This window comes from Paractinoplanes aksuensis (genome assembly GCF_024137025.1).
In the GTDB taxonomy this organism is placed as follows: domain Bacteria; phylum Actinomycetota; class Actinomycetes; order Mycobacteriales; family Micromonosporaceae; genus Actinoplanes; species Actinoplanes aksuensis.
On the sequence record NZ_JAMYJR010000017.1, the window covers coordinates 1 to 24,738 of the forward strand.

Below are 24,738 nucleotides of genomic sequence, written 5' to 3' on the forward strand. Positions count from 1 at the left end.
ACGCGATCCGCGCCGCCGCGGCCGGCAACGCGTACCTGTCCCCGAAGATCACCCGGCAGGTGCTCGACCGGCTGCCCCGCCCCCCCCCCCCCCCCCCCCCCCCCCCCCCCCCCCGGGGGCCCCCCCCCCCCCCCCCCCCCCCCCCCCCCCCCCCCCTCGGTCAGCCGCTTGGGGTTGGTGATGGGTTTCCGGATGGGTTGGCCGGGGCGGACGGGTTGGGCGCCGGGGTGCCGCCGCCGGCCGCGGTGCGGGCGGCCTCGAAGTTGGCCATGGCGGTTTCGAGCGCCTGCAGGGCCTGGCCGTACCGGGCGAAGTCGCCGGACTGCTGGGCGCTGCGGACGTCGGCGATGGCCTTGTCGACGGCCGCCGCCGCCGTGGACAGTTCGCCGGTCAGGGCCGGCGGGGGCGCGTTGGTGCCACCGCTGTTGTTGTTATTACCACCGGTGTTGTTGTTTCCGGTGTTGCTGTTGCCGCTCTGGGCGCGTTTGCCTTGGGCGACCAGTTCGTCCAGGCCCTGTTTCAGGTTGTCGGCCAGCACGACGTAGGTGCCACCGTCGCCGTACGACATCAGGATCTTCTGCAGCTGCGGGGCCGCGTCTTCCTGATTACCTGGTCGTACGTAGACCGGCTCCACGTAGAGCACACCACCGTCGACCGGTAGGGTGATCAGGTTTCCGTAGAGCACCTGGGACTGCGAGTTGTTCGACAACAGGGTGAGCTCTTGCCGGGCGGTCGAGTTACTGGTCATCTTTTGATGGACCTGGACCGGGCCTGGTGTCACCGCCTGATCCGGTAGCTCGAGCACTTCCAGCCGGGGCTCGTTGTCGACGTACGACCCGGATATCAGCGCGGCCAGGTTTTCCCGGTTGGCCGGGGTCACGCCGGCGGTCAGCTGGAACCGCGTCTCGTTCTGTTCGGGCAGCTGCACGTTGAGATAGAACGGCGGCTGCTTCTGGTTGCTCGTCGGCGCGTCGGGCACGTTCGGCACCTGCCAGAAATCCTGACCGGAGAAGAACGCCTGCGGGTTGGTCACGTGGAACCGGGTGAGCAGGTTCCGCTGCACCTTGAACAGGTCTTGCGGGTAGCGGAAGTGCTCCTCGAGCGCGGCCGGCGTCTCGGCCTTGGGGACGATCAGGTCGCCGCCGAACGCCTTGTTCCAGGCCTTGAGCACCGGGTCATTGCCGTCGAACTCGTACAGCTTGACCGTGCCGTCGTACGCGTCGACGGTCGCCTTGACCGAGTTGCGCATGTAGTTGACGTCGTCGCGGGCCAGGGCGAACTGCCCCTGGCCGGTGAGTTCGTCCTGCGTCTCGGCGGCCAAGTTGATCTTTTGCGAGTACGGGTAGGAGTTCGACGTGGTGTAACCGTCGAGGATCCACACGATCCGGCCGTCGACGGCAGCCGGGTACGGGTCGCCGTCGATCGTCAGGAACGGTGCGACCTTTTCGACCCGCTCGCGGGGCTCACGGATGTACATGAGCTTGGAGTCGGCGTTGACCGCGTCGGAGAGCACGAAGTTGCTCTCGGTGTTCTTGATCGCGAAGACGAGCCGGCGGAAGAACGAGCCGATCGAGACGCCGCCCTCACCGGTGTAGGTGTAGAGCTCCTCACCGGCGTTGTTGTCCTCCTGCGGCCGGTCGAACTCGACCTTGCGGTTCGCGTCCTCCTGGCCGACGATCGCGTACTCGGAGGACTGCTCGCCGAAGTAGACCCGCGGCTGCGCGACCTTGATCTCTTCGGTCGCCGAGGAGCAGCCCGGCGGGCGGTCGTCGCCGAGGAAGCCGGAGACGAACACCGGCAGACCGCCGCAGAACTGGTTGGCCGGCGCCGCCACCAGGCCGTAGCCGTGGGTGTAGACGGTGTGCCGGTTGAGCCAGTTGCGCTGCTGCGTGGTCAGCTTTTCGTCGTTGATCTCACGCACACCGACCACGTAGTCGCCGGCCTTGCCGTCGATCGTGTAGCGGTCGACGTCGAGCTTGGCCCCGAAGTCGTAGAAGCCGCGCGACTGCTGCGACTGGGTGAACGCCTGCGAGACGATCTGCGGGTCGATCAGCCGGGCGTTCTGGGCGCTTGCGTTCGAGGCCAGGTTGGCCGGTGGCACCACGGTGTTGGCCCGATAGGGCTCGGCCTTGGTGTTCTCGAGCCCGAAGGCCTGCCTCGTGGCGTCGATGGAGCGCTGGATGTACGGCGCTTCCTTCTCGCTCAGGCTGGGCTTGACCGAGAAGTTCTGCACGGCCAGCGGGTAGATGCCGCCGATGGCGACGGCCGAGATGGCCAGCAGGGCCAGCGAGACGCCGGGCCATACCAGGTTCCGCATCCACGCGTTGGAGAACACGATGATCGCGATCGCCACCACGATGGAGATGTAGGCGAGGATCTCTTTCGCCGGTAACAACGCGTTGACGTCGGTGTAGCCGGCGCCGTAGAGCCCGGGCGAGACGTGCTGCTCGAGCAGCAGGGCCCGCCGGTCGAGCACGTACGCCACCGCCTTGAGCAGCACGAACAGCGCGACCAGGGAGGTCAGGTGGGCCCGCGCGGCGGTGGTCATCCGGTCGCCCACACCCTGCAGGCGTACGCCGCCGAAGATGTAGTGGACCGCGAGCGCGCCGAGCACCGAGAGCACGACGGCGGTGAAGGCCACCCCGAGCACGTAGCGCAGCATCGGGTAGTCGAAGACGTACCACCCGATGTCGACCTTGTGTTCCGGGTCCTGAACGCCGAAGCTCCCGCCGTTGCGGAAGAGCATCCAGTCCTTCCACCGGCCCTGCGCGGACAGGCCCGCGAAGAAGCCGATGATCACCGTGAGCACGGTGATCCAGGTGCCCAGGCGCGGCGCCAGGATCATGCGGTAGCGCTCGAGGGTCGCTTGTTCGGCCGAGTGCGGCCGCAACATCGGGCGCAACCGGTACGCGAGGTAGAGGTTCCCGGCGATGATCAGCGCCACCACGGCGCCGACGGCCAGGAACAGGAGGAGGCGGGTGAGGAGGACACCGGAGAAGACGTTGACGAAGTCGACCTCGTTGAACCAGAGGTAATCGGTGTACGCGTCGATGCCCCACCCGAGCAGCGTGAAAAGAAGGAAGACCCCGACCAGGACGCCGACGGTGACGCGACCGCGCCGGCTCATCCTTGGTAGAGGGCTGTTACGCATAACCAACGGAGGCTCCACATATCAGTCGGGCCGGTGTCTCACAGTACGTCATCTGTCACTCAGCCGAGCACGGCTTCGCAGTGCCGCCCCCGGTGAAGGTCTTGAGCGCGGTGAGTGCGTCGTCCACCGTGGCCACCTCGGCCATCGGCAGACCGTCCACAGCGTTGCGCAGTGCCTCGGCGCAGTTGCCCTTGGGCACCAGGAAGATCTGAGCGCCGGCTTTCTTGGCGCCGACCAGTTTCTGCGGGATGCCGCCGATCGGGCCGACGTTGCCGTCGTTGTCGATCGTGCCCGTACCCGCAATGATCTTTCCGCCGGTCAGGTCGGCCGGCTCGAGCTTGTCCATGATGCCGAGCGTGAACATCAGCCCCGCGCTCGGTCCGCCGATCTTGTCGAGGTCGATCGACACCTTGAACGGCGCGTTCTGCTTCGTGTCGATCTCGATGCCGAGCCGGGGCACGTTGTCCTCGGCCGCCTTGGTCGTGACCTTGGCCGTGGCGGCCTTCCCGGCCCGGGTGTAGGCGACGGTCAGCGTGGTGCCGGCCGGTTTGGCCCGGACCAGCTCGGTCAGCTTGCCGGGATCGGTGACCTTGGCCCCGTCGACCGCGGTGATCACGTCGCCGGCCTCGAGGATGCCGGTCGCGGCGCTGCCGTCGCTGACCTTCTCGACCACGGTCTGCACCGGGTAGCCGAGCTTGGTCAGGGCGACCGTGATGGCGCTGTCCTGCGAGGCCGTCCACTCCTCGGCGTTCTGCTGCTCGACCTGCTTCTCCGTACGGTCGGGCGGGTAGATCAACTCACGCGGCACGACCGCGTCGGACGAGTTGAGCCAGCTGCTGATCGCCCACACCAGTTCGACCTGCGACTGCACGTTCACCGTGGTCAGCCGCAACTGGCCGGACGACGTCGTGGTCTTCGCCTCCGTCACCTGGATAACCTCGGCGCCGTTGTCCGAACCGAGTGTGTTCACCGTCGGGCCGGGTTTCAGCACGACGTACGGCAGGGGTGCGGCCATCACACCGACGGCCAGCAGGGCGGTGATCAGGGCGCCGAGGATTACGGTGACACCACGACGTCTCATGCGCGAGAGACTATCGCCCCTGCCTGAGTTCTCTCTGAGCTGACACCGCCGCGGGTCCCGAGCGGGCATTTCGCGCGTACGGTTGGCTACGTGCCTGATATCCCGTTCGGCTTCTCCCTGCCGGGTGCCCAGCCACCCGACCCCTCCGACCCGCAGCAGATGCAGCAGTTCATGGCGCAGCTGCAGCAGATGTTCGCCGGGCCCGGCAGCGGCCCCGTGAACTGGGACCTGGCCCGGCAGGTCGCCGCCAGCCAGCTGTCCGCCGCCGGCGACCCCGCGGTGAACATGTTTGAGCGCCATCAGGTGGAAGAGGCGCTGCGCCTGGCCGACCTGTGGCTCGACCCGGCCTCCGCGCTGCCCAGCGGTATTCGTACGGCGACCGCCTGGAACCGCAACGAGTGGATCTACAACACGCTCGAGGTGTGGAAGAAGCTGTGCGACCCGATCGCCGGTCGCATGGTCGGCGCCATGGGCGACCTGGTTCCCGATGAGGCGAAGGCCCAGCTCGGTCCCATGCAGTCGATGGTGGCGACGCTGGGTGGCGCGCTGTTCGGCGGCCAGCTCGGTCAGGCGCTGGGCCAGCTCGCGGCCGAGGTGCTCTCGGCCGGCGACATCGGCCTGCCGCTCGGCCCGACCGGCACCGCCGCGCTCGTCCCGGCCAACATCAAGGCCTACGGCGATGGCCTCGAGATCCCCGAAGACCAGGTACGCCTGTACGTGGCCCTGCGTGAGGCCGCCCACCAGCGCCTCTTCGGCCACGTGCCGTGGCTGCGGGCCCACGTGCTGAACGCGGTCGAGACGTACGCGAACGGCATCACGGTCAACCGCGAGGCCATCGAGGACGCGATGAGCCGGGTCGACCCGGCCGACCCCGAGTCGATGCAGGCCATGGCCCTCGAGGGCATCTTCACCCCCGAGGACACGCCGCAGCAGAAGGCCAGCCTGGCCCGCCTCGAGACGGCGCTCGCGCTGATCGAGGGCTGGGTCGGCCACGTGGTCGACCGCGCTGCCGGTGACCGGCTGCCGTCCGTGGTCCAGCTCGGTGAGGCGTTCCGCCGCCGCCGGGCCGCCGGTGGCCCGGCCGAGCAGACGTTCGCCGCGCTGGTCGGCCTCGAGCTGCGTCCCCGCCGCCTGCGCGAGGCGGGCGCGCTGTGGGCCGCCGTCACCGACCACCGCGGGGTGCAGGGCCGTGACGCGCTCTGGGGTCACCCCGATCTGCTGCCCACCGACGAGGACTTCGCCGACCCACAGGCCTTCGCCCAGGGCAGCGCCGACTGGGACATCAGCGAGCTCGACAACCTGGGCAAAGGCCCCGAAGAGGGCGAGAGCAAGGGCGAGACCAAGGAGTAGGTCCGGTCAGCCGCCGAGCAGCGCGCGCGTGTTCTCCCAGCCCTCCAGGGCGGGGTCCAGGCTCGCCAGCTCGGCGGCCCCGCGCAGCCGCCGCCACTCGGGGGTCGACGAGACGTCACCGGGCCGGGGCGCGTTGCGCCGCAGCACCTGGGCCGTGGCGTCGTCGAGCGTGTGGTCGGCCAGCCAGTCCGGCGCCGGCAAGCTCGTGGCCAGGCCGAACAGCCCGTTCCCGGGGCCGCCCGGGGCCACCGCGACGGCCTTGTTCTCGAGCGGTCGCAGCAGCTTCCCCAGGATCATCCCCGGCACATCGGGCGCGTCGGCTGCGATCACGGCGGCCTGGTCGAACCCGTCCGCGGCCGCCGCGGCCAGCACGGGCAGGTAGGTCGGGGTCGGCACCTCGTAGACGGGCATCCCGGGCCAGGCGATCTCTTCGGCCAGCTTCAGATCGTCGGCCGTGGCCGCGATGGCCCCCTCGGCCTGGGCCAGCCGGGCCAGCAGGTCGACGACGTCCTCGGCCAGCGCCGCCCGCCAGGCGGTGAGATCAACCCCGGGCGGGCTCCACGTCACCGGCACCAACAGCGCTGCAACCACCCGTCTGACCACGGGCCCAGACTAGTCGTCGGCGAGGACCAGGCCGGTCGCGGCGGAGATGCCCTCGAGGTAGCCCCGGGCCCGTTCGGCCTTGGGGAAGCGGTTGACCAGGTCCCAGAAGTCGGCGCTGTGGCTGGGCACGACCAGGTGGGCCAGCTCGTGCAGCAGCACGTAGTCGATCACCCAGTCCGGCATCTCCTGGATGCGGTGGGAGATGCGGATCGTGCCGTCGTCAGGGGTGCAGGAGCCCCAGCGGCCGTTCTGGTTGGTGACCCAGCGCACACTGGCCGGCCGCACCCGGGCCGTGTGGTCGGCGAGGTAGCGGCTGGTCAGCCGGCGGGCCCGGATCAGCAGCTCGCCGTCGGTGCGCTGGATGCGTTCCTCGCGGGCGGCCAGCCGGGCCAGCATCCGCTCGACCCATTCGGTCTCTTCGGCGCGGGAGAACCGGTCGGGGATGAGCACGACCACGCGTTCGCCGTCGCGGTAGGCGGACACTGTGCGCCGACGGCGCTGACTGCGCCGCACTTCGACAACAGGCTTCCGCGTCCGGGCCATTACCGGCTCGCGCGGCCCAGATTCGGGTTCACGTTGAGACGCTAATCCGTGAGACCCATGTCACCGCAAGAGTACGGCGGACGACACCCGTGAGATTTGTGTACTTCGTCCGCGTATCACCGAAAAAATTTTCCACGGCCGCAACATCGGCGCCAGTTGGCGAACCTAGCTCACCGAGTGATCCGACGGCCAACGCGATCAACGTCCCATTTCTGCCCGTTTGATGGCACCGTACGGCGTGTTGCACCACAACATCCCAAAAAGGGCGTTTCGGGCGGGCAGACTCACGTCGTCGGTGACACCGCCGACGCCGCGCTGACATGGAACTGGCCTGACCTGGGTAGTGACCGCCCCGATGGGTGGCCACATCCGTGTGGTCTCGGAGCGGTCCAGCGCCGAACACAGGTCGCGGCCTGCCACCGCGAGCAGGCATGGGCCGACCCGGCCGACAACATGACGAGGAGGAACCGTGGCCGACAACACGTACAACGGCTACTGCGTGAAGTGCAAGGAGAAGCGCGACTTCCAGGGCACCGTAGAGGTCTCGAAGACGGGCATGAACATGGCCAAGGGCAAGTGCCCGGTCTGCGGCACGACCGTGAACCGCATCCTGGGCAAGGCCAAGGCCTGAGAAGTTAGAACGGCTCCGCGAGCTTGGTCCCACTAGGCCAACATCGAGCCCGCGACAAGGCTGTTCACCCACCCGGGGAGGGCGGGTCGCCCTCCCCGGTACTTCTCGCCGCAGAGCCATATCCACACCCTCCGAAGCACGTTGAGTGAGGTTGTGGATAAACCCCCAGGCCTGTGGATAACTTCCTGAAACCTGTGGACAAAGCGTGTCCGGGGCCGTCCGGCCCTGTGGACAACTTATTCGCTCCGCATCCTTGCAGTGACATCCTGTGATGCGTGAACCGTCCCACGCTCATCCCCGGCCTCCCCCGCGTCTGGCGCGAGGGCGGCGAGTTGCAACTCGGCTCCGACCCGGCCCGGGCGTTCGTGCTGCGCCTTCCCCACCCTCGAACGGCCCAGGTGCTCGACCTGCTCGACGGCACCCGGCCCGAGCGACTGGTCCTGATCCACGCGGCCGCCCAGGGCATCCCGGTCGAGGACGCCCAGGCCGTGGTCGACTCCCTCCGCGCCGCCGGGCTGGCCGTTCCCGCCGCCTCGCTGCTGCCGCACTCCATCCCGTCCGTGCACCGGCTCACCGGCGAAGCCGCCGTCCTGGCCCTGCGCGGCGGCACCACGCGCTCTCCCGCGTCCCGCCTGCGCCGCCGGCACGCCGCCCGGGTGGTGCTCAGCGGTCAGGGCCGGTTGGGCGCATCGATCGCGGTGGCGCTGGCCGAGGCGGGTGTCGGTCACGTTCACCCCGACCTGCCGGGGTCGGTCCACCCGGGCGAGCTGGCCGGTGGTCCGCTCCGCGGGTCCGATGTCAGCCGGCCCCGGGCCAAGGCGGTCATCGCAGCCCTGGAACGGGTACTTCCCGGCATGGAGACCAGCGCCATCCGCGGCGGGCCGGCCACCCTGGTCGTGCAGCTCGACTCCGACATGCCTGTCACCCTGCTCGCGGCCGCCCACGCCCAGCGCCGTCAGCCCCACCTGGCGGTGACGATCCGCGACGGCGCCGCGGTGATCGGCCCTCTGGTCCCGGCCACCGGCGGCCCTTGTCTGGCCTGCCTCGACCTGCATCGCCGCGATCGGGACGCGGCGTGGCCGGGCCCCCCGTCCCGCACCGGGCCCGAGCCGTGCACCGTGTCGACCCTGCTCACCGCCACCGCGTACGCGATCGAAGAGATCCTGACCTTCATCGACGGTGGCACGCCGGAAACTCTCGGCGTCACGACCGAGCTGACCTCGCCGTCCCGCCTGCGTCGGCGGACGTGGCCGGTCCACCCGGCCTGCGACTGCTCCCGCCCACCACGCCGCCGCGGCCGGCCCGCGCCACCGGGAAGCGGTCAATCGTGATGGACTTTCATGGTTCTATCGGACAAATGGCATTGAGGCGGGCGGTCGAAGCTCCCGACTTCGGTCACAATGATCTGGTGAGCGACATTCCGCGGCGTGCAGTTTCCCGCACCGCCAAGCTGGCCGCGCTTCCCCTGGGCTTCGCCGGGCGCACCGCGCTGGGGCTGGGCAAGCGCGCCGTCGGAATGGCCACCGACGTGATCTCCGAAGACATTCAGCGCCGCACGGCCGAGCAGCTCTTCAGCGTTCTGGGCCAGCTCAAGGGCGGGGCCATGAAGTTCGGGCAGGCGCTCTCGGTCTTCGAGGCCGCCCTGCCGGAAGAGATGGCCGGCCCCTACCGCCAGGCGCTGACCAAGCTGCAAGAGGCCGCGCCACCGATGCCGGTGGCCAGCCTGCACAAGGCCCTGGCCGAGCAGCTGGGCCCCGACTGGCGCGACAAGTTCGCCGAGTTCGACGACAGCCCGGCCGCCGCGGCCAGCATCGGCCAGGTCCACCGCGCGGTCTGGAAGCTGCCGCCGGCCCGCAAGAACGCCAAGCCCAAGACCGTCGCGGTCGCGGTCAAGGTGCAATACCCGGGCGCGGGCGACGCGCTGATCGCCGACCTAAAGCAGCTGTCCCGCCTGGCCGGCATGTTCAAGATCATTCAGCCCGGCATGGACATCAAGCCCCTGCTGGCCGAGCTGCGCGAGCGCATCACCGAAGAGCTCGACTACGCCATGGAGGCCGAGACCCAGACGGCCTTCGCCGAGGCGTTCGCCGGCGACGACGAGATCTACGTGCCACGGGTGATCGCCGCCGCCCCCAAGGTGCTGGTCACCGAGTGGGTCGAGGGCACCCCACTATCCAAGATCATTTCCGACGGTACGGTCAAGGAGCGCGACGAGGCCGGCCGTCTGATGGCCACCTTGCACTTCTCGGCGCCGGCCCGGGCCGGTCTGCTGCACGCCGATCCGCACCCGGGCAACTTCCGCATGCTGCCCGACGGCCGCCTCGGCGTGATCGACTTCGGCGCGGTGGCCCGGCTCCCCGGCGGCCACCCCGAGCCGATCGGCCGGCTGGTCCGGCTGGCCCTCGACGGCGATGCCCAGGGGGTGGCCGACGGCCTGCGCGAAGAGGGCTTCGTCAAGCAGGACGACGAGATCGACGCCCAGGGCCTGCTCGACTTCCTGCGCCCGATGATCGAACCGGTCGCCGTCGACAAATTCCGCTTCACCCGCAGCTGGCTGCGCGGCGAGGCGACCCGGCTGAGCAGTCCGCGCTCCCCGGCCTACCAGCTCAGCCGCAAGCTCAACCTGCCGCCGTCCTACCTGCTGATCCACCGGGTGACGCTGGGCTCGATCGGCGTCCTGAGCCAGCTCGAGGCCGAGGCCCCCTACCGCGCGATCCTCGAGAAGTGGCTCCCCGGCTTCGCCCCCGTCAGCTGACCTGAGGGCCCCGATGAGCAAGCACGGCCAACTGACCGGATAGCCGGGCTTATCGAGGGCGTCCGGCTGACCGGCTTGACCGGGGTGAGTGCGCGCGGTCGGCTGACCTGGTTGGCCGGGGTGAGTGCGCGGTCGGCTGACCTGGTTGGCCCGTCTCATGATCTGATGGGCGGCATGGACGCGTCTGCCCACATCGATGACCTGGCCGCCTTCGTCACGGCGTCCCCCAGCTCGTATCACGCGGCGGCCGAGGTGGCCCGTCGGCTGAGCGCGGCCGGTTACAAGACGCTCGAGGAGACGGCCGACTGGTCCGAGGTCGTGCGTCCGGGAGCGCGGCTGACGATCGTACGGGACGGTTCGGTCATTGCTCTGGCCCTGCCCGCGGCGGCCGGCCGGGGCACACCGTTCCGCGTCCTCGGCGCGCACACCGACTCGCCCGGCTTCAAGCTCAAGCCCAAGCCGTCCACGGTCACCGCCGGCTGGTGGCAGGCCGGCGTCGAGGTGTACGGCGGCCCGATCGTCTCGTCCTGGTTCGACCGCGAGCTCGAGTTCGCGGGCCGCGTCGTGCACCGCGACGGCTCGGCCCATCTGGTGCGGACCGGCCCGTTCGCGCGCATCCCGCACCTGGCCATCCACCTCGACCGGGCCGTGAACGAGTCGTTCGCCCCCGACAAGCAGCGCGAACTGCAGCCGGTGTGGGGCGTCGGCGGTCCCGAGAACGCCGACATCGTCGCTCACCTGGGCGACCTGGCCGGCATCAGCGGCGCCGACGTGGCCGGCTACGACGTGATCACCGTCGATGCCAACGCCCCGGCCCGGTTCGGCGCCGACCGGAAACTGTTCGCCTCCGGCCGCCTCGACAACCTCTCGTCAGTGCATGCCGGCGTGGCCGCGTTGCTGGCCGCCGAGCCGGTCGACGCGATCGCCGTGCTGGCCGCCTTCGACCACGAGGAGGTCGGCTCGGAAAGCCGTTCCGGCGCGGCCGGTCCGTTCCTGGCCGACGTGCTGGAGCGGATCTCGGCCGCGCTGGGCGGGGACCGCTCCGACCTGGCCCGCGCGATCGCCGGCTCGTGGTGCCTGTCGTCCGACGCCGGTCACGCGGTGCACCCCAACCGCTCCGAGCGCCACGACCCGGTCAACCGCCCTCAGCCCGGCGCCGGTCCCCTGCTGAAGATCAACGCCAACCAGCGCTACATGACCGACGCCCTGGGCGCCGCCCTGTGGAGCCGCACGTGCGCGGCCGCCGACGTGCCCTACCAGGAGTTCGTCTCCAACAACACGGTGCCCTGCGGCTCGACGATCGGCCCGATCACCGCCGCCCGCATCGGCATCCCCACCCTCGACGTCGGCGTTCCCCTGCTCTCGATGCACTCGGCCCGCGAGCTCTGCCACGTCGACGACCCGGCCTATCTGAGCGCCGCCATCAGGGTCTTCCTGTCCGCCCAAGCCTGAAACCCGGCGAGCGCGGCGCCCAGACCCTGAACGCCGCCGTGGGGTTGTGTCAACGCGGGCTGACCGGCGAGCGCGGCACCAAAACCCTGAACGCGGCCCTCAGGTTCTTGTCAGCGCGGGCCTGACCCGGCGAGCGCGGCACCGAGATCCTCGGCGCTACCGTCAGGGTTGGGGCAGAGCGGGCCTGGCCTCGCGGAGCGGCAGCACGAGCGGCGTGAGGAGCAACAGCACCCCGGCCAGGCCGATCGCCGCCCGGGCGCCGGTGACGCCGGCCACCACTCCCCACATCGCGGTGACGGCGGCGATGGCTCCGGTCGTGGTCACGGTCCACGCGGTCAGCACTCGCCCGATCCGCTCGTCGGGCGTGCGCTGAAGCCGTTCGGTGGCCAGCAGCGGGTTGAACACGCCCATACAGGTGATCACCACGAGTTCCACGAGCACAACGAGGAGCAGGCCCGCGGCCCCGGGCGCAGCGAGAACCAGACCGACCGGGCTGACGACCCGCAACACTCCGCCACCAACAGGACGCGCTCCCGGCCGTACCTGGCCTCGAGCCGCCCGGCCAGCTGTGCCCCCACGAAGCCGCCGACGCAGGGCAGCCCGAAGGCGAGGCCGTACTGCCAGGCCGGCCATCCGAGGTCGCCGAGCAACAGGACGGCCAGCAGTGGCTCGGTCGCCATGATCAGCGCGCTCACGACGATGGTGTTGTGGAACAGCCGCCGCAACGATCGGTCGGCGTTGATGAGCCGCCAACCGTCGATCAGGCCTGATGCTCGCATCGGCGGACCGTCCGCTCGAGTCTTCGGCGGCCGTACCCGGATCGCGAGGAGCGCCAGCGCCGACAGCAGGAATCCGGCGGCGTTGGCCTCGACGGTGACGATCGGCCCGAGCAGGCTGACGGCCGCGCCGCCCAGCACCGGCCCGAGCGCGATGGCTGTCCAGGCCGCCGACTCGAAGCGCGCGTTGGCCCGCAACAAATTCCCGGGTTCCACCACCTGTTTCACATAGGCGCCGCTCGCCGCCGTGAACGCGATGTTCGCCGCCGCCGCGATCACCGAGACAACCACCAGTTGTGGGTAACCCAGGTGGCCGAGGCCGTAGGCGGCCGGGACACTGAGCAGTGCCACGCACCGAACCACGTCCGCCGCGATCATGACTGGCCGCTTGCGGTGGCCCTCCACCCACGGCCCGAGCGGCAGGGCGAGCAGAGCACCGACGGCCAATCCCGCCGCTGCCAGCGCGGAAACTGCCGCGGGCCCGGAGCTGAGCTCCTCGATCGCGATGAGCGGGAACGCGCCGAAGCCGAGCCACGTCCCCGCCGTGGACGCGACAAAGGCGATGTACAACCACCAAAAAGGTCTGCTCATGGCGAGAGATTCGATCATCGAGCCGGGCCCACGGTCCAACAACGATGAGTTCGGCGTGCTACAACCTTTGGTTGTGGATCTGGATTCGCTCCGCACGTTTCTCGCCGTTGCCGACACCGGGCAGTTTCAAGAGGCGGCCGCCGAATCGCATCTCACCCAGCAGGCGGTCTCCAAGCGGATCGCGCGGCTCGAGCTGAGTCTCGGCACGACGCTGTTCACCCGTACACACCGGGGCGCCCGCCTCACTTTGGACGGCCGCGCCTTTCTGCCGCACGCGCGCGAAGTTCTCCAGGCCGTCAACCGCGCCGCGGCCTCGGTCCGGCCGGGCGAACGGGCCCTGCGCGTCGATGTCGTACACCTGCGCATCTCTCCGGCCCAGGCGGTGCGAGCCTTCTATCGGGAGAACCCGGATGTTGAGCTCGACGTGGTAACGCTTCCCGGCGCGACTGTCACCACTGCTGTCGACGCCCTGCTGGCCGGCGAGATCGACGTGACTTTCCGCGCGGTGCCGGGAACCTTGCCCGAGGGTGTCACGGCGTTGCCCGTTCTGACCGAGTCGCTGCAGCTGCTGACCGGGCCGGCTCATCCGCTGGCCGCCGCCGGCACGATTCGGCCGGCCGACCTGGCCGGGCACCGCATCTGGATCCCCGGCATCAAACCGGGCAGCGAGTGGGCTCTGTTCTATCGCGAGCTGGCGGCCGCCTTCGGTCTGAGCATCGACCGGATCGGCCCGAATTTCGGTACCGAGGCGCTGATGGATGCCATTGCCGAGTCCGCGCAGCTGGCCACCCTGGTCGGCGCCGGCGACCGGTACGTCTGGCCGGTCGGGCACGACCTGCGGCGCTTACCGCTGGCCGGGCCCACGCCGGCCTATCCGCACGCCATGCTGTTCCGCTCGGACAACCGGCATCCGAGCCTGGCCGCTCTTCGGCGCTACCTGACCGCGACCCGGGCGCCGGCTCCGGCGGACATCTGGGTCCCGACGGGCTGGCCGGCCTGAGCAAAAGTCCCACCCGCAGGAAGCGGCAGGGCAGGCATGAGCAAAAGGCCCGCCCGCGGGAAGCGGACGGGCCTCTCGGCACCTCATTCAGTAAGTCAGTGAGCAGCGATTGTCAGAATCGCCGTCCGCCGAGTTCGCGGGAGGCGGCGTGACGCGCCTCCATGGCTACCTGGCGAGCGGGACGGTGTGCCTCAGGTGTGTAGTCACTCTGAGGCCGACGCATTCGGGCCCTGCTCAACGCCTCTTGGAGAAGTCTCATCTTGGTTGCTCCACTCGCGAACATGTCAGTTGTCTCGTTTCGGTAGGAGGGGACGGGGACGATGGTCATTTCAGGCCGCCAGACCAACGGTCTTGCGGGACTCCAGTCCGTTCGCGGCGAGCCGCTCCTCGACCTCGTGGGCCAGCTCGGCGTCGCGCGCCACGTCGGCCTTACGGGGACGGCCACGCGGCCGCTTGCGCGGAACCACGGCACCGCGCTCGAAGATCTCGCCGCCCCAGACACCCCAGGGCTCGTTCCGCTCGACCGCGCCGGCCAGGCACTCGACGCGCAGCGGGCAGTCCCCGCAGAGCGACTTGGCCAGTTCCAGCTGGGCCGGGGAGTCGGAGAACCACAGGTCCGGGTCGAACTTCCGACAGGGCAGGTTTGCCTCGATCTCGACGCTCACGTCGAGTGGGGCCAGCGCCAGACTCATAAAGCCCGGTCACCTCTCTCTTTTTCTCGATCTTCTGGATCGCCGTACAGGTCGTGCATCCGGCCGGTGAGCCGGCAAAAAAGTAAGGCCGCGGATCCCAGTTACGGGTTCCGCGGCCTCGAGGTGAGCCGGAGGTCTGTTGATCAGACCGGCCTTCCTCGAGGCGGGACACCGCTGCCACCATCCGTGTAGCGCTTGGAGATGGAGACATTGCTGCCCTTGAACCCAGTGGTGCTGGTGGTGCCTTCGATTGCCGCGAGCTTCCACGCCACGCCCAGCTCGGCCTGAGCGGAGACCTGGTGCACCTGCGAAACCGGAGCCCGCTCTGCGGCCAGAACTGGCAGCGAAGCAGCCAGAACGGGCATCGAAGTGGACGGAGCGCAGGCACGGGTCAGCGGCAGCGAGGGCTGCATCGTCATCGTGTAGATCTCCATCGTTGCCACCTCCTCCATTTGCACTGCACTCGATGATGTGATCCCGCCGAACATCCCTGCTCGGCGAGGTGTGAACTGAGGCTATGCCTGGCGTAGCAGCCGAGGCAAACGAATTAACGCACTAACTTTCAAAGTTTTTTTGAGCGACCTCGTCCGGGGTCGCTCCGCCCACGAGAGCGAACACCGACTCGCCGTACTGACCGAGCTTGCGCGGCCCGATCCCGGCGATGGCCAGAAGCTCGGCCGGCGACGACGGGCGGCGCTCAGCCATGGCCACCAGCGTGGCGTCGGTGAACACGACGTACGCAGGAACTTTGAGGTCGGTTGCGGTCGCCGCCCGCCACTTCTGCAGCCGTTCGAACAGCTCCTCGTCGAGGTCGGACGGGCACGTCGGGCAGCGGCCGAGCTTGCGGTCGGCCCCGGCCAGCAGGGTGGCCCCGCAGATGCGGCACGAGGACACCTGGGGCCGCCTTCGGTCGGGTTTCCGACTGTGGTCCCCGGCGCGTTCGGTGGCCGAGGTGCGTTCGAGCTGGGGCAGGAACCGGCACGGGCGGCGGGCCCGGCCACCCGGCGAGCGCGCTTGCCCGTACGAGAGCCAGAGCCACTGCCGGGCCCGGGTCACCCCCACATAAAGCAGGCGGCGCTCCTCTTCGAGCTGCTCAGGCGTCTTGGCGTACGTGGTGGGGAGCGTGCCGTCGGCCAGGCCGGTCAGGAAGACGGCGTCCCACTCGAGGCCCTTGGCCGAGTGCAGCGAGGCGAGCGTCACACCGGCCATCGTGGGTGCGTGCTGCTGCTCGGCCCGCCGGCCGAGCTCGTCGTTGAACGCGGTCAGGGTGATGTCGCGCTGCACGGCCCCGGCCTGCCCGATCGGCTCGACGACCGGGGTGCGCGCGTAGTCCTCGGCCAGGGCGACCAGCGCGGCCAGCGCCTCCCACTGCTCACGGGCGGCGCCGCCGGGCGGGGGTTGCTCGCGCTGCCAACCGGTGGCCGCGAGGGCCTCGGTCACGGCCTGGACGAGCGGGGTCTCGCCGGGGATCGAGCGGACGGCGGCGCGCATCGCGATCATCGCCTGGCGGATCTCCGGCCGTTCGAAGAAGCGCTCGGCCCCGCGTACGACGTAGGGCACCTCGGCCTCGGCCAGTGCCTTCTCGTACGCCTCGGACTGCGCGTTCGTCCGGAAGAGGACCGCGATCTCGCTGGCCGGCGTGCCCGACGCGATCAGGTCACGGCACCGGCGGGCCACCGCGGCCGCCTCGCCCGCCTCGTCCGGGAAGATCTTGAGTTCGGGTTCGGCGCCGGGTGGCCGCTGACCGACCAGCTCGAGCCGCAGCCGGGCCTCGTTGCCGCGGGCCTGCCGGATCACCGCGTTGGCCAGCCCGACCACCTGCGGGGTGGACCGGTAGTCGCGCACGAGCCGCACGACCACGGCCTCGCGCCGCTGCCGGGGGAAGTCGATCAGGTAGGACGAGGTGGCGCCGGTGAACGAGTAGATGGTCTGGCTGGCGTCGCCGACCACGGTGAGGTCGTCGCGCCCGCCCAGCCAGGCGTCGAGCAGCCGCTGCTGCAGCGGGTTGACGTCCTGGTACTCGTCGACGACGAAGTGGCGGTATTGCGCCCGGATCTGCTCGGCCACGTCGGGGTGCTCCTCGATCCCCCAGACCGCGGCGCGCAGCATGTCCTCGAAGTCGATCACGCCTTGGCGGCGCTTCAGCGACTCGTACGCGGTGAAGACCTCAGCCACCTTGGCCGGCTCGAACGGCGGCTCACGCAACGCCTTCCTGGCCGCCACCGCGTACTCGCTCGGCTCGACCAGCGACGACTTCGCCCACTCGATCTCACTGGCCAGGTCGCGGGCGCCCGTGCGATCGGCCCGCACCCCGGCCCGGGCCGCGGCCAGGCCGACCATGCGCGCCTTGCTCTCGAGCAGTTCGGGCATGGCCCGGCCCTCGAGCAGCCGCGGCGCGAAGTAGCGCACCTGGCGCAGGGCCGCCGCGTGGAACGTCCGGGCCTGCACACCGGCTGCCCCGAGCTCGGTGAGCCGGGACCGCATCTCGGCCGCGGCCCGCGCCGTGAAGGTGACCGCGAGGATGTGCCGGGGACTGACTTCGCCGGTCAGCGTTCGATAGGCGATCCGGTGGGTGATCGCTCGTGTCTTGCCGGTGCCCGCGCCGGCCAGGATGCAGACCGGACCGGCGGGGGCGGTCACCGCCGTCCGCTGCTCGGGGTCGAGCCCGGCCAGCACCGCATCAGTCCGCACAACAGGGAATCATGGCACCCGGGTCCGACGTTGTGCCGGAAGGCGCTGTGCCATGTGACCCAGCCGAAGGAGTTCCCGACCGATGTTGACCATGTACTCGACGTCCTGGTGCGGTTATTGCCACCGCCTCAAGTCGCAGCTCGACCGTGAGGGCATCGCCTACGAGGTGGTGGACATCGAGCAGCAGCCCGAGGCGGCCGACTTCGTGATGAGCGTCAACGGCGGCAACCAGACCGTGCCGACGCTGAAGTTCGACGACGGCTCGGCGCTCACCAACCCGTCGATCGTCCAGGTCAAGGAGCATCTGTCAGCTCTGGCCGCGGGCTGACCTCCGGTTCGGCGGCGAGTTCCTCGGCCCGGGCGACCAGGCCCTCGAGCTCGCCGTCGGTGAGGGCCATCTCGTCGGCCAGGCGGGCGAAGAGCAGCAGGTGGGCCCCGGTCCGCACACTCAGGTCGATCTCGTCGACGGGCACCTTCTCGCCCAGGGCGGCGCGCAGCAGCATCTCGGCCTCCAGCGTCGGCAGTCCGCCGGCCACGGTGCGCCGGATCTCGGCCAGCGAGCTGTCCGGGGTGAAACGGCGACGGGCCGCGAGTCCGAAAGCGATCTCCCACAGCCGGCGCGCGTCCTCGTCCGGCGCGTCGCAGTCCTGGGGCGCTTCCTCGCGGGCCACGAGCTGCAGATAGTGACCGGCCGCGGTGCGGACGCCGGAGGCCGGCGAGAAGATCGGGCTCACGACCGGGCCACCCGGGCCTCGGCCTGACGGACCAGCGCGAGCAGCTCGCCGGCGGGCACGCCCGGCGGCCGCGCCAGGTCACCGACGACCAGACAGATGATCTCGGCTCGGCGCAGGGCGGGGATCGCGTACGCCAGTTCCGGCTCGCCCAGAGCCGAGCGGACAACCGCTTCGGCCTGCCGGGCCAGCTGCCCGCCGACCGGCAGTTCCTGATATTCGAGCAGGTCGCGGACATACCCGGTGACGTCACGCGGATCACGCCCGACGAAGCTGCGGCGCACCGCCACCGTGAACAGCTCGTGCAGCAGCCGGACAGCCCGCGGCGAACCACCCAGACGCGACAGCGACCGCGCCGGGCTCTCCTTCTCGAATGCTTCGAGAAGGAGTCGGCCCGCCGCGGTCGCCGTATTGCTTAATGTCCCGCTTTGCCCCACATGCGTAGGGTATCTGGGGAAGCCGTGTTACGGGATGAGAGCCGGGATGCTGGAGTCGAGCAGGCCCTTCTCCTTGAGCGCGCCGTACAGCGGCGTCGTCTCGGGGTAGTGGCCCCAGGCGTGGTCGCCGCTGCCGTCGCCCTGCGGGCAGTGCCCGAGCAATTGCTTCTGCACGTCGTTGAAGCCGGCCCACTCCGGGGTGTTCGGCAGGTCAGCCACCTCGTCACGGCCGGCGATCCACCGGTAGGTGTAGCCGAAGAACGCGCCGACGCGGGTGACGTCCGAGTAGTTGTCGGACCGCGCGTGCCACAGGCGGCGGTCGAAGACGACCAGGTCGCCGGGGTTCGCGGTGATCTGCAGCGCGCCCTCGGGCTGCGGCCACGGGGTGCCCCGGTTGGGCGGGCCGGGCAGCCAGTTGGTCTTGTGGCTGCCGGGCAGCACGGTGAAGTTGCCCCGGCCGGTCTCGCTCACGTCGGACAGCCAGTAGGCCAGCTTGACCGACAGCGTCGGACGCGGGTCGGTCTCGATCTCGCGGTTCTGGCGGCCACCGTCCTGGTGCCAGTGCCACCATTCCTTCTGCTTCTCGTGGATCTGGGGGTGCACGTCGATGTGGGAGTGATAGACGTGCACGTTCCAGCCGAGCAGCGACCAGATGTAGCGGAACGCCACCGGGTGGTCGAGCAGGAACGCCAGCTCGGGCAGGGAGGTCACCGCCGACAGCTGGTGCAGGGCCCCCGTCGCGCCCAAGCCGTGCCCGCCGGGCTGCCCGGCCCGCTCGAAGGCGCCGAGGACAGCGTTACGCGCGAGCGCGATCTCGCTCTCGGACAGCACTCCGCGCACCACGAGAAAGCCGTCCCGGTCGAACTGGGCCCGCTCTTCCGCGGTCATCGGGGCCCATGCGGGCGCTTCCACCTGCGTCATTGATCTTCCGCCTCTCGGTCTCTGTAAACCCAGACGCGGCCGACCCCTCTTTTGGTTACTGGCTAAGAAGAAAACTTCTCTGATTAGACGAACTTAAATCCGTTAGCGGGCCAAACCCCCCAACCACCGCTCAATAAGATAAAAAGCGATGGAAGAGGGCATCGGCAGGCTCATCGGGACGCCCGTATCGGGATGGTGATAGGTGCCCGCGATCATCTTGGCGATGTCGTCGCGGGTGAACCAGTGCGCCTCGTCGATCTCAGCCGGGTCGAGCGTGATCGGCTGGTCCGGGTCGGCCGTGGCGTGGAAGCCGAGCATCAACGAACCCGGGAACGGCCACGACTGGCTGCCCTCGTAGCGCAGCGACGTCAGGTCGAGGCCGACCTCTTCGCCGACCTCGCGGGCGACGCTGGCCTCGGCCGACTCGCCGGGCTCGACGTAGCCGGCCAGGCACGAGAACCGCAGCCCGCCGTCGGCCGCCCGGCCCCAGGCGGCGTTATGGCCGAGAATGCAACGCCCCTCGGGCCCGGCCACACCGTCGTGCACCAGCACGATCATGGCCGGGTCGGTGCGCGGCCACATCGTGTTGCCCTCGGCGTCCTTGCGGGCCCAGCCGGCCTCGACCGCGGTGGTGGGCAGACCCGTACGCGGGGAGAACTTGTGGCTGCGATGCCAGTTGCCCAGGGCCACGGCGGTGGTGAAGATGCCGGCGTCACGGGCGTCGAGCAGGTGGCCGACGTCGCGCAGGGTGACGCCCGAACCCTCGGACAGCGGGGCATCGATCGTCCACAGCGGGGTGCCGTCGGTGTCGAGCCCGAGGAACCAGTGCTCGCCCTCGGGCGCCTCGGCCGACGGCACCAGCACCAGCCTGTCGTCGGTGGCCCGGGCGCGGCCGCCCTTGCTCAGGTCGACCACGAGAACCAGGCCACGGGTCCAGGCCGCGGCCAACCACTCGTCGTCGGTGCGGTGCTCCGCGGCCCGGTCGAGAGTGCTGCGGGCCAGCGGCGGCGCGTCGACCAGACCGCTGGGCTGCTCCCGGACATCGGGCTCTTCGGGGGCACTCACGCGGCGCTTCGTTCCACCGTGGTGAGCGCGGACAGCGGGCCCTGGACCTTTTCGGCGTCACCCAGCACGACCGCGACGGCCTGGGTCGGGGCCAGGAAGCGGGCGGCCACCTCGGCCACCTGCTCGCGGGAGGCGGTGGCCAGCGCGGCTGAGTATTGCCGCAGGTGTTCGAGGCGCAGGCCGAAGCTCGCGTACATGCTGGCCAGCCCGGCCAGGCCGGCCTGGGTCGACATGCCCAGGCGCAGGGTGCCCAGGGCATAGCGGCGGGCCTGCTCCAACTCGTCCTCGCCGGGGGGCAGGCTGGCGATCCGGCCCAGCTCGTACAGGGTCTCGAGCAGGGACGGGCCGGTCACCTCGGTCGCCACCTCGGCCGAGACGACCAGCGCCGAACCGGCCAGGTAGTGCTCGATGCCGGTGTGCGGGCCGTAGGTGTAGCCCTTGTCCTCACGCATGTTCTCGACCCAACGGGACGAGAAGTAGCCGCCGAAGACCAGGTTGGCCAGTTGCAGCGCGGCGTAGTCGGGGTCGGTTCGCTCGAGCGCGGGCAGGGCCATGCGCAGCGACGACTGCACCGCGCCGGGCCGGTCGACCAGCAGCAGCGGGCCGGGCTGGAGGGCCGGGGTGGGCGGCACGACGACGGCCTTGGCCGGGCCGGTCCAGCTGCCCAGCGCCTTTTCGGCGGCGTCAATCGCCTTTTCCGGGTTGAGATCGCCGACCAGCACCAGCACCGCGCCCTCGGGGCGGACCCGCTCGGCGTGCAGCGTGCGCAGCTGGGCCGGGCGCACGGCGCGCACCTGCTCGGGCTCGGGCGTCTGGATCGCGTACGGGTGATTGCCGAACATCCGCTTCAGCAGCGCGGTGCGGGCCAGGTGGGACGGCTGGGTCAGCGCCACCTGGATGTGATCGACGAGGCGGTCGCGCTCGGTCGCCACCTCGTCGTTCGGGTACGCCGGGTCGGTGAGCACGTCGGCCAGGATCTCGAGCATGCGGTCGAGGCCCGAGGCCAGCGAGTTGCCGGTGACCAGCAGCCGGTCGGGGTCGAGCCCGGCCGAGAGCCCACCACCGACGGCCTGCAGCTCGGCCGCGATGTCGACGCTGGTCATTTTGCTGGTGCCGGTGAACAGCGCCTGGGACAGCACAGTGGCCCGGGGCAGCGAGGTCTTGCCGAAAGGCACCCGCAAGCGCAGCTCGACCAGCGGCACCGACGTCCGCCGGATGGCGATGACGGTCAGGCCGCCGGCCAGCGTGCGCTCGGCCTCTTTGGGCAGCTTGAGCTTCGCGTCCGGAATCAGGTCAGGCAGGGACTTGCTTGTCATGCGGCAGCTCCGGGGACGACCTCGACGGTGGCGCGCCGCTCGGGGCGCAGGGTGGCGGCCGCGGCGGCGATCTGCGCCTCGGTGACCTCGCCGATCAACTTGGGCAGTTCGTTGAGCATCTCGGGGCGACCGCGCTGCAGTTCGAGCACCGCCATGGGCAGGGCCCGGCCCAGCACCGCGTCGGTGTCGCGCAGCAGGTGGGTCGCGATGCGGGCCTGCACCCGCTCGAGCTCGCCCGGCTTGAGGCCGTCGACGGCGAGACGGTCCATCTCTTCGTCGACGGTGCGCAGCACCTTTTCGGCGTCGCCACCGGGCGGCATGTGGGCCTGGATCAGCATCGCCGTGGGGTTGCGGACCTGGAACTCGTCGCCCATGAAGCCGATGTAGCCGCCGATGCTGGTGACCGTGCGGTCGCGCTGCACCAGCCGCTCGACCAGGCGGGACGCGTCGCCGTCGGTGAGCACCTCGGCCAGCACCACGAAGGGCAGGTAGGCCGCGAAGTCGCCGATCGGGTCGGGCACCCGCCACGCGCTGGCCACCCCGGGCAGCGGGGCGAGCTTGTCGGTGTAGACGTCGCGCTTCTCGCCGGTGAGGTCGGGCTCGTCGAAGTCGGGGCGGGCCGGGGCCGGGCGGGCCGGGACGTCGCCGAAGTGGCGGTGGATCATCTCGGTCGCCTTGGCCACGTCGAAGTCGCCGGCCACGGCCAGGGTCGCGTTGCCGCAGGCGTAGTAGCGGTCGAAGAACGCCTGGGCGTCGGCCACGGTGGCGCTGTCGAGGTCGCCGAAAGAGCCGTAGCCGTCGTGGGCGTTGGGGAAGGTCGAGAACATCACCGGCGGGAGCCGCAGCCAGGGGAACCCGCCGTAGGGCCGGTTCAGCACGTTGACCCGGATCTCTTCCTTGACCACGTCGATCTGGTTGAGCAGGTTCTCCTCGGTCAGCCGGGGCCCGCGCATGCGGTCGGCCTCGAGGAAGAGAGCCCGCTCGAGCGCGCCCGAGGGCAGCACCTCGAAGTAGTCGGTGTAGTCGAGGTGGGTCGACCCGTTGAAGGTGCCCCCGGCCCCCTGCACGTGCCGGAAGTGGGCCAGCTTCTCGAGGTTCTCGGAGCCCTGGAACATCAGATGCTCGAAGAGGTGAGCGAAGCCGGTGCGGCCCTCGGGCTCGGAGCGGATGCCCACGTCGTAGACCACCGCGACCCCGACGACCGGGGCGCTGCGGTCGGGGGTGAGCACCACCCGCAATCCGTTGGCCAGGGTGAAACGCTCCACCGGGTACTTCGTCGCGGGGATCTTGATTCTGCGCGCCACGAAATGACATTAGCGCCTTCGACGACCTCCGTCGCGACCGCAGGTGACCACTTGACCACCGGCTGATGTTCCGGCAGGGGGACCCGGGCTTGACGCCATTCTCTACTTAGACCATCATTCCTATCCACTAGATAGGTGAAACAGAGATTGGCGGGACAGGGGGCAATGTGTACGTCTCGGCGCGCACTGACTACGCCGTGAGGGCCATGCTCTCGGTGACGGCGGAACACCCCCGGCTCGTGAAGGCGGCGACCCTGGCCGCCGCCCAGGACATCCCGCTCAGTTTTTTGCAAGGCATCCTGCTCGACCTGCGCCGCGCCGGTCTGCTCCACAGCCACCGCGGCGTCGACGGCGGGTACGCCCTGGCCCGCTCGGCCGAGGACATCACCGTCGGCGATGTCGTCCGCGCCGTCGGGGGTGCGCTCGCCACCGTCCGCGGGCTGCCCACCACCCATGCGACCTATCACGGCGCGGCCACCGGGCTGCACGACGTGTGGGTCGCGGTCGAGGAAGCCATCGAGGGCGTCGTCGACCACAAGACCCTGGCTGAACTCTCCATTCTCAAGGAGTCCGCATGAGCTCCCGCACCACACGTGCGCTTGCTGCTGCCGCCGCTGCCCTGCTGTCCGTCTCCCTGCTGACCGCGTGCGGCGGCGACGACGAGGCCGCCGGCGGGTCGACCGGCGGCACGGCCGAGGCCGGGACGCTGCGCCTCGGCTACTTCCCCAACATCACCCACGCCCCGGCCCTGATCGGCGTCAACAAGAAGTTCTTCGAGACCGCGCTGGGCACCGGCACCAAGCTCGACACGAAGACCTTCAACGCCGGCCCGGCCGCGATCGAGGCGCTGTTCTCGGGCGCGATCGACGCCACGTACATCGGCCCCAACCCGGCCATCAACGGCTGGGCCCAGTCCAAGGGCACCGGCCTGAAGATCATCGCGGGCAGCACCTCGGGCGGCGCCGGTCTGGTGGTCAAAGAGGGCATCAACAGCCCGGCCGACCTCAAGGGCAAGAAGATCGCCACCCCGCAGCTCGGCAACACGCAGGACGTGGCGCTGCGGGCCTGGCTCAAGGAGAACGGCCTCAACGCCGACCAGCAGGGCGGCGGCGACGTGTCGGTGCTCCCGCAGGACAACGCGACCGCGCTGCAGGCCTTCGCCCAGGGCGCGATCGACGGCGCCTGGGTGCCCGAGCCCAACTACAGCCGGCTGCTGCTCGAGTCCAAGGGCAAGGTGCTGGTCGACGAGAAGACCCTGTGGCCCAACGAGCTGTTCGTGACCACGCACCTGATCGTCACCCAGGACTTCCTCAAGAAGTACCCGGGCACGGTCAAGAAGCTGCTGCAGGGCCACCTCCAGTCGCTCGACTACATCGAGAAGAACAACGCCGAGGCCCAGACCGCGGCCAACGCCCAGATCGAGGCGCTCAGCGGCAAGCCGCTGAAGGACGACGTGCTCCAGGCGTCGTTCAAGAACCTCACCTACACCGCCGACCCGGTCGCGTCGTCGCTGTTCACCAGCGCCAAGCACGCCGAAGAGGTCGGTCTGCTCAAGCCGGTCGACCTCGAGGGCATCTACGACCTCGGGCCGCTCAACGAGCTGCTCAAGGCCGCGGGCAAGCCCGAGGTCAGCGACTCGGCCGCCTGA

The 24,738-nt window shown here is 70.0% G+C and carries 24 protein-coding genes; 9 read left to right on the plus strand and 15 right to left on the minus strand.

The genetic code is table 11. The annotated features are described in order from the left end of the window. Positions 1–160 precede the first annotated feature (160 nt). The gene (locus M1L60_RS16860) at positions 161–3,127 is read right to left on the minus strand and encodes a UPF0182 family membrane protein (RefSeq protein WP_253238376.1); all 2,967 of its coding nucleotides are present in this window, start codon (positions 3,125–3,127) and stop codon (positions 161–163) included. Positions 3,128–3,206: 79 nt separating this feature from the next. Beyond that, entirely contained in the window at positions 3,207–4,232 is a 1,026-nt protein-coding gene (locus M1L60_RS16865; protein ID WP_253238377.1) for a YlbL family protein, read from the minus strand. A gap of 90 nt (positions 4,233–4,322) precedes the next feature. On the opposite strand from M1L60_RS16865, the gene M1L60_RS16870 reads away from it, so the two are divergent. Then, complete coding sequence (locus M1L60_RS16870; RefSeq protein WP_253238378.1) at positions 4,323–5,582, plus strand: zinc-dependent metalloprotease; 1,260 nt, start codon at positions 4,323–4,325, stop codon at positions 5,580–5,582. Positions 5,583–5,588: 6 nt separating this feature from the next. Here M1L60_RS16870 and M1L60_RS16875 read toward each other — a convergent pair whose 3' ends face one another. Both M1L60_RS16875 and M1L60_RS16880 read right to left on the minus strand, forming a co-directional pair. Further along, positions 5,589–6,185 carry a hypothetical protein gene (locus tag M1L60_RS16875; RefSeq protein ID WP_253238379.1) on the minus strand — a complete coding sequence of 199 codons (597 nt, stop codon included), beginning with the start codon at positions 6,183–6,185 and terminating at the stop codon, positions 5,589–5,591. Between the two features lie 9 nt (positions 6,186–6,194). Then, positions 6,195–6,728: a M48 metallopeptidase family protein gene (locus tag M1L60_RS16880; RefSeq protein WP_253238380.1), complete on the minus strand. Its 534-nt coding sequence runs from the start codon at positions 6,726–6,728 to the stop codon at positions 6,195–6,197. Between the two features lie 469 nt (positions 6,729–7,197). Between M1L60_RS16880 and M1L60_RS16885 the strand changes: the two genes are divergently transcribed. The 4 genes from M1L60_RS16885 to M1L60_RS16900 all read left to right on the plus strand — a co-directional run bounded on the left by M1L60_RS16885 (position 7,198) and on the right by M1L60_RS16900 (position 11,566). After that, the gene (locus M1L60_RS16885; protein WP_015625326.1) at positions 7,198–7,359 is read left to right on the plus strand and encodes a DUF5679 domain-containing protein; all 162 of its coding nucleotides are present in this window, start codon (positions 7,198–7,200) and stop codon (positions 7,357–7,359) included. Between the two features lie 275 nt (positions 7,360–7,634). Beyond that, complete coding sequence (locus M1L60_RS16890) at positions 7,635–8,690, plus strand: ThiF family adenylyltransferase (protein WP_253238381.1); 1,056 nt, start codon at positions 7,635–7,637, stop codon at positions 8,688–8,690. Positions 8,691–8,767: 77 nt separating this feature from the next. Further along, positions 8,768–10,114: an ABC1 kinase family protein gene (locus M1L60_RS16895; RefSeq protein ID WP_253238382.1), complete on the plus strand. Its 1,347-nt coding sequence runs from the start codon at positions 8,768–8,770 to the stop codon at positions 10,112–10,114. A 174-nt stretch (positions 10,115–10,288) separates the two neighbouring features. Beyond that, positions 10,289–11,566, plus strand: coding sequence for a M18 family aminopeptidase (locus tag M1L60_RS16900; protein ID WP_253238383.1), 1,278 nt, complete (start codon positions 10,289–10,291; stop codon positions 11,564–11,566). 162 nt (positions 11,567–11,728) lie between these two features. Here M1L60_RS16900 and M1L60_RS16905 read toward each other — a convergent pair whose 3' ends face one another. Further along, positions 11,729–12,001 carry a hypothetical protein gene (locus tag M1L60_RS16905; protein WP_253238384.1) on the minus strand — a complete coding sequence of 91 codons (273 nt, stop codon included), beginning with the start codon at positions 11,999–12,001 and terminating at the stop codon, positions 11,729–11,731. Beyond that, entirely contained in the window at positions 11,986–12,933 is a 948-nt protein-coding gene (locus M1L60_RS16910; RefSeq protein ID WP_253238385.1) for an MFS transporter, read from the minus strand. Before M1L60_RS16910 ends, M1L60_RS16905 begins: the two co-directional genes overlap by 16 nt. Between M1L60_RS16910 and M1L60_RS16915 the strand changes: the two genes are divergently transcribed. Continuing rightward, positions 12,932–13,933, plus strand: a complete 1,002-nt coding sequence (locus M1L60_RS16915; protein WP_253238386.1) for a LysR family transcriptional regulator — start codon at positions 12,932–12,934, stop codon at positions 13,931–13,933. The two genes, M1L60_RS16910 and M1L60_RS16915, sit on opposite strands and share 2 nt — an antisense overlap. A gap of 329 nt (positions 13,934–14,262) precedes the next feature. Here the strand turns inward: M1L60_RS16915 and M1L60_RS16920 are convergent, their stop codons facing one another. From M1L60_RS16920 to M1L60_RS16930, 3 genes are all read right to left on the minus strand, one after another. Next, complete coding sequence (locus M1L60_RS16920) at positions 14,263–14,625, minus strand: WhiB family transcriptional regulator (RefSeq protein WP_221375701.1); 363 nt, start codon at positions 14,623–14,625, stop codon at positions 14,263–14,265. Between the two features lie 143 nt (positions 14,626–14,768). Next, positions 14,769–15,059: a hypothetical protein gene (locus M1L60_RS16925; protein WP_253238387.1), complete on the minus strand. Its 291-nt coding sequence runs from the start codon at positions 15,057–15,059 to the stop codon at positions 14,769–14,771. A 121-nt stretch (positions 15,060–15,180) separates the two neighbouring features. Next, positions 15,181–17,316, minus strand: a complete 2,136-nt coding sequence (locus M1L60_RS16930; RefSeq protein WP_253238388.1) for an ATP-dependent DNA helicase UvrD2 — start codon at positions 17,314–17,316, stop codon at positions 15,181–15,183. An 82-nt stretch (positions 17,317–17,398) separates the two neighbouring features. On the opposite strand from M1L60_RS16930, the gene M1L60_RS16935 reads away from it, so the two are divergent. Further along, positions 17,399–17,644 carry a mycoredoxin gene (locus M1L60_RS16935; RefSeq protein ID WP_250027583.1) on the plus strand — a complete coding sequence of 82 codons (246 nt, stop codon included), beginning with the start codon at positions 17,399–17,401 and terminating at the stop codon, positions 17,642–17,644. On the opposite strand, the gene M1L60_RS16940 is transcribed toward M1L60_RS16935, so the two are convergent. The 6 genes from M1L60_RS16940 to M1L60_RS16965 all read right to left on the minus strand — a co-directional run bounded on the left by M1L60_RS16940 (position 17,610) and on the right by M1L60_RS16965 (position 23,090). Further along, positions 17,610–18,050 carry a hypothetical protein gene (locus M1L60_RS16940; RefSeq protein ID WP_253238389.1) on the minus strand — a complete coding sequence of 147 codons (441 nt, stop codon included), beginning with the start codon at positions 18,048–18,050 and terminating at the stop codon, positions 17,610–17,612. The genes M1L60_RS16935 and M1L60_RS16940 overlap by 35 nt on opposite strands. After that, positions 18,047–18,484, minus strand: coding sequence for a hypothetical protein (locus tag M1L60_RS16945; RefSeq protein WP_253238390.1), 438 nt, complete (start codon positions 18,482–18,484; stop codon positions 18,047–18,049). Before M1L60_RS16945 ends, M1L60_RS16940 begins: the two co-directional genes overlap by 4 nt. A 27-nt stretch (positions 18,485–18,511) precedes the next feature. Next, positions 18,512–19,405 (minus strand): phytanoyl-CoA dioxygenase family protein, encoded by an 894-nt coding sequence (locus M1L60_RS16950; RefSeq protein WP_253238391.1) that lies wholly within the window; start codon positions 19,403–19,405, stop codon positions 18,512–18,514. Positions 19,406–19,507: 102 nt separating this feature from the next. Further along, positions 19,508–20,470, minus strand: a complete 963-nt coding sequence (gene nudC, locus M1L60_RS16955; protein ID WP_253238392.1) for an NAD(+) diphosphatase — start codon at positions 20,468–20,470, stop codon at positions 19,508–19,510. Next, on the minus strand, positions 20,467–21,786 hold the full coding sequence (locus tag M1L60_RS16960) for a M16 family metallopeptidase (protein WP_253238393.1): 1,320 nt from the start codon (positions 21,784–21,786) through the stop codon (positions 20,467–20,469). Before M1L60_RS16960 ends, nudC begins: the two co-directional genes overlap by 4 nt. Continuing rightward, complete coding sequence (locus M1L60_RS16965) at positions 21,783–23,090, minus strand: M16 family metallopeptidase (RefSeq protein ID WP_253238394.1); 1,308 nt, start codon at positions 23,088–23,090, stop codon at positions 21,783–21,785. Before M1L60_RS16965 ends, M1L60_RS16960 begins: the two co-directional genes overlap by 4 nt. 167 nt (positions 23,091–23,257) lie before the next feature. Here M1L60_RS16965 and M1L60_RS16970 point away from each other — a divergent pair, with 167 nt between their 5' ends. Together M1L60_RS16970 and M1L60_RS16975 are read left to right on the plus strand one after the other, a co-directional pair. Continuing rightward, positions 23,258–23,668 carry an RrF2 family transcriptional regulator gene (locus M1L60_RS16970; protein WP_253238395.1) on the plus strand — a complete coding sequence of 137 codons (411 nt, stop codon included), beginning with the start codon at positions 23,258–23,260 and terminating at the stop codon, positions 23,666–23,668. After that, positions 23,665–24,738, plus strand: coding sequence for an ABC transporter substrate-binding protein (locus M1L60_RS16975; RefSeq protein WP_253238396.1), 1,074 nt, complete (start codon positions 23,665–23,667; stop codon positions 24,736–24,738). The genes M1L60_RS16970 and M1L60_RS16975 overlap by 4 nt, the downstream gene beginning before the upstream one ends.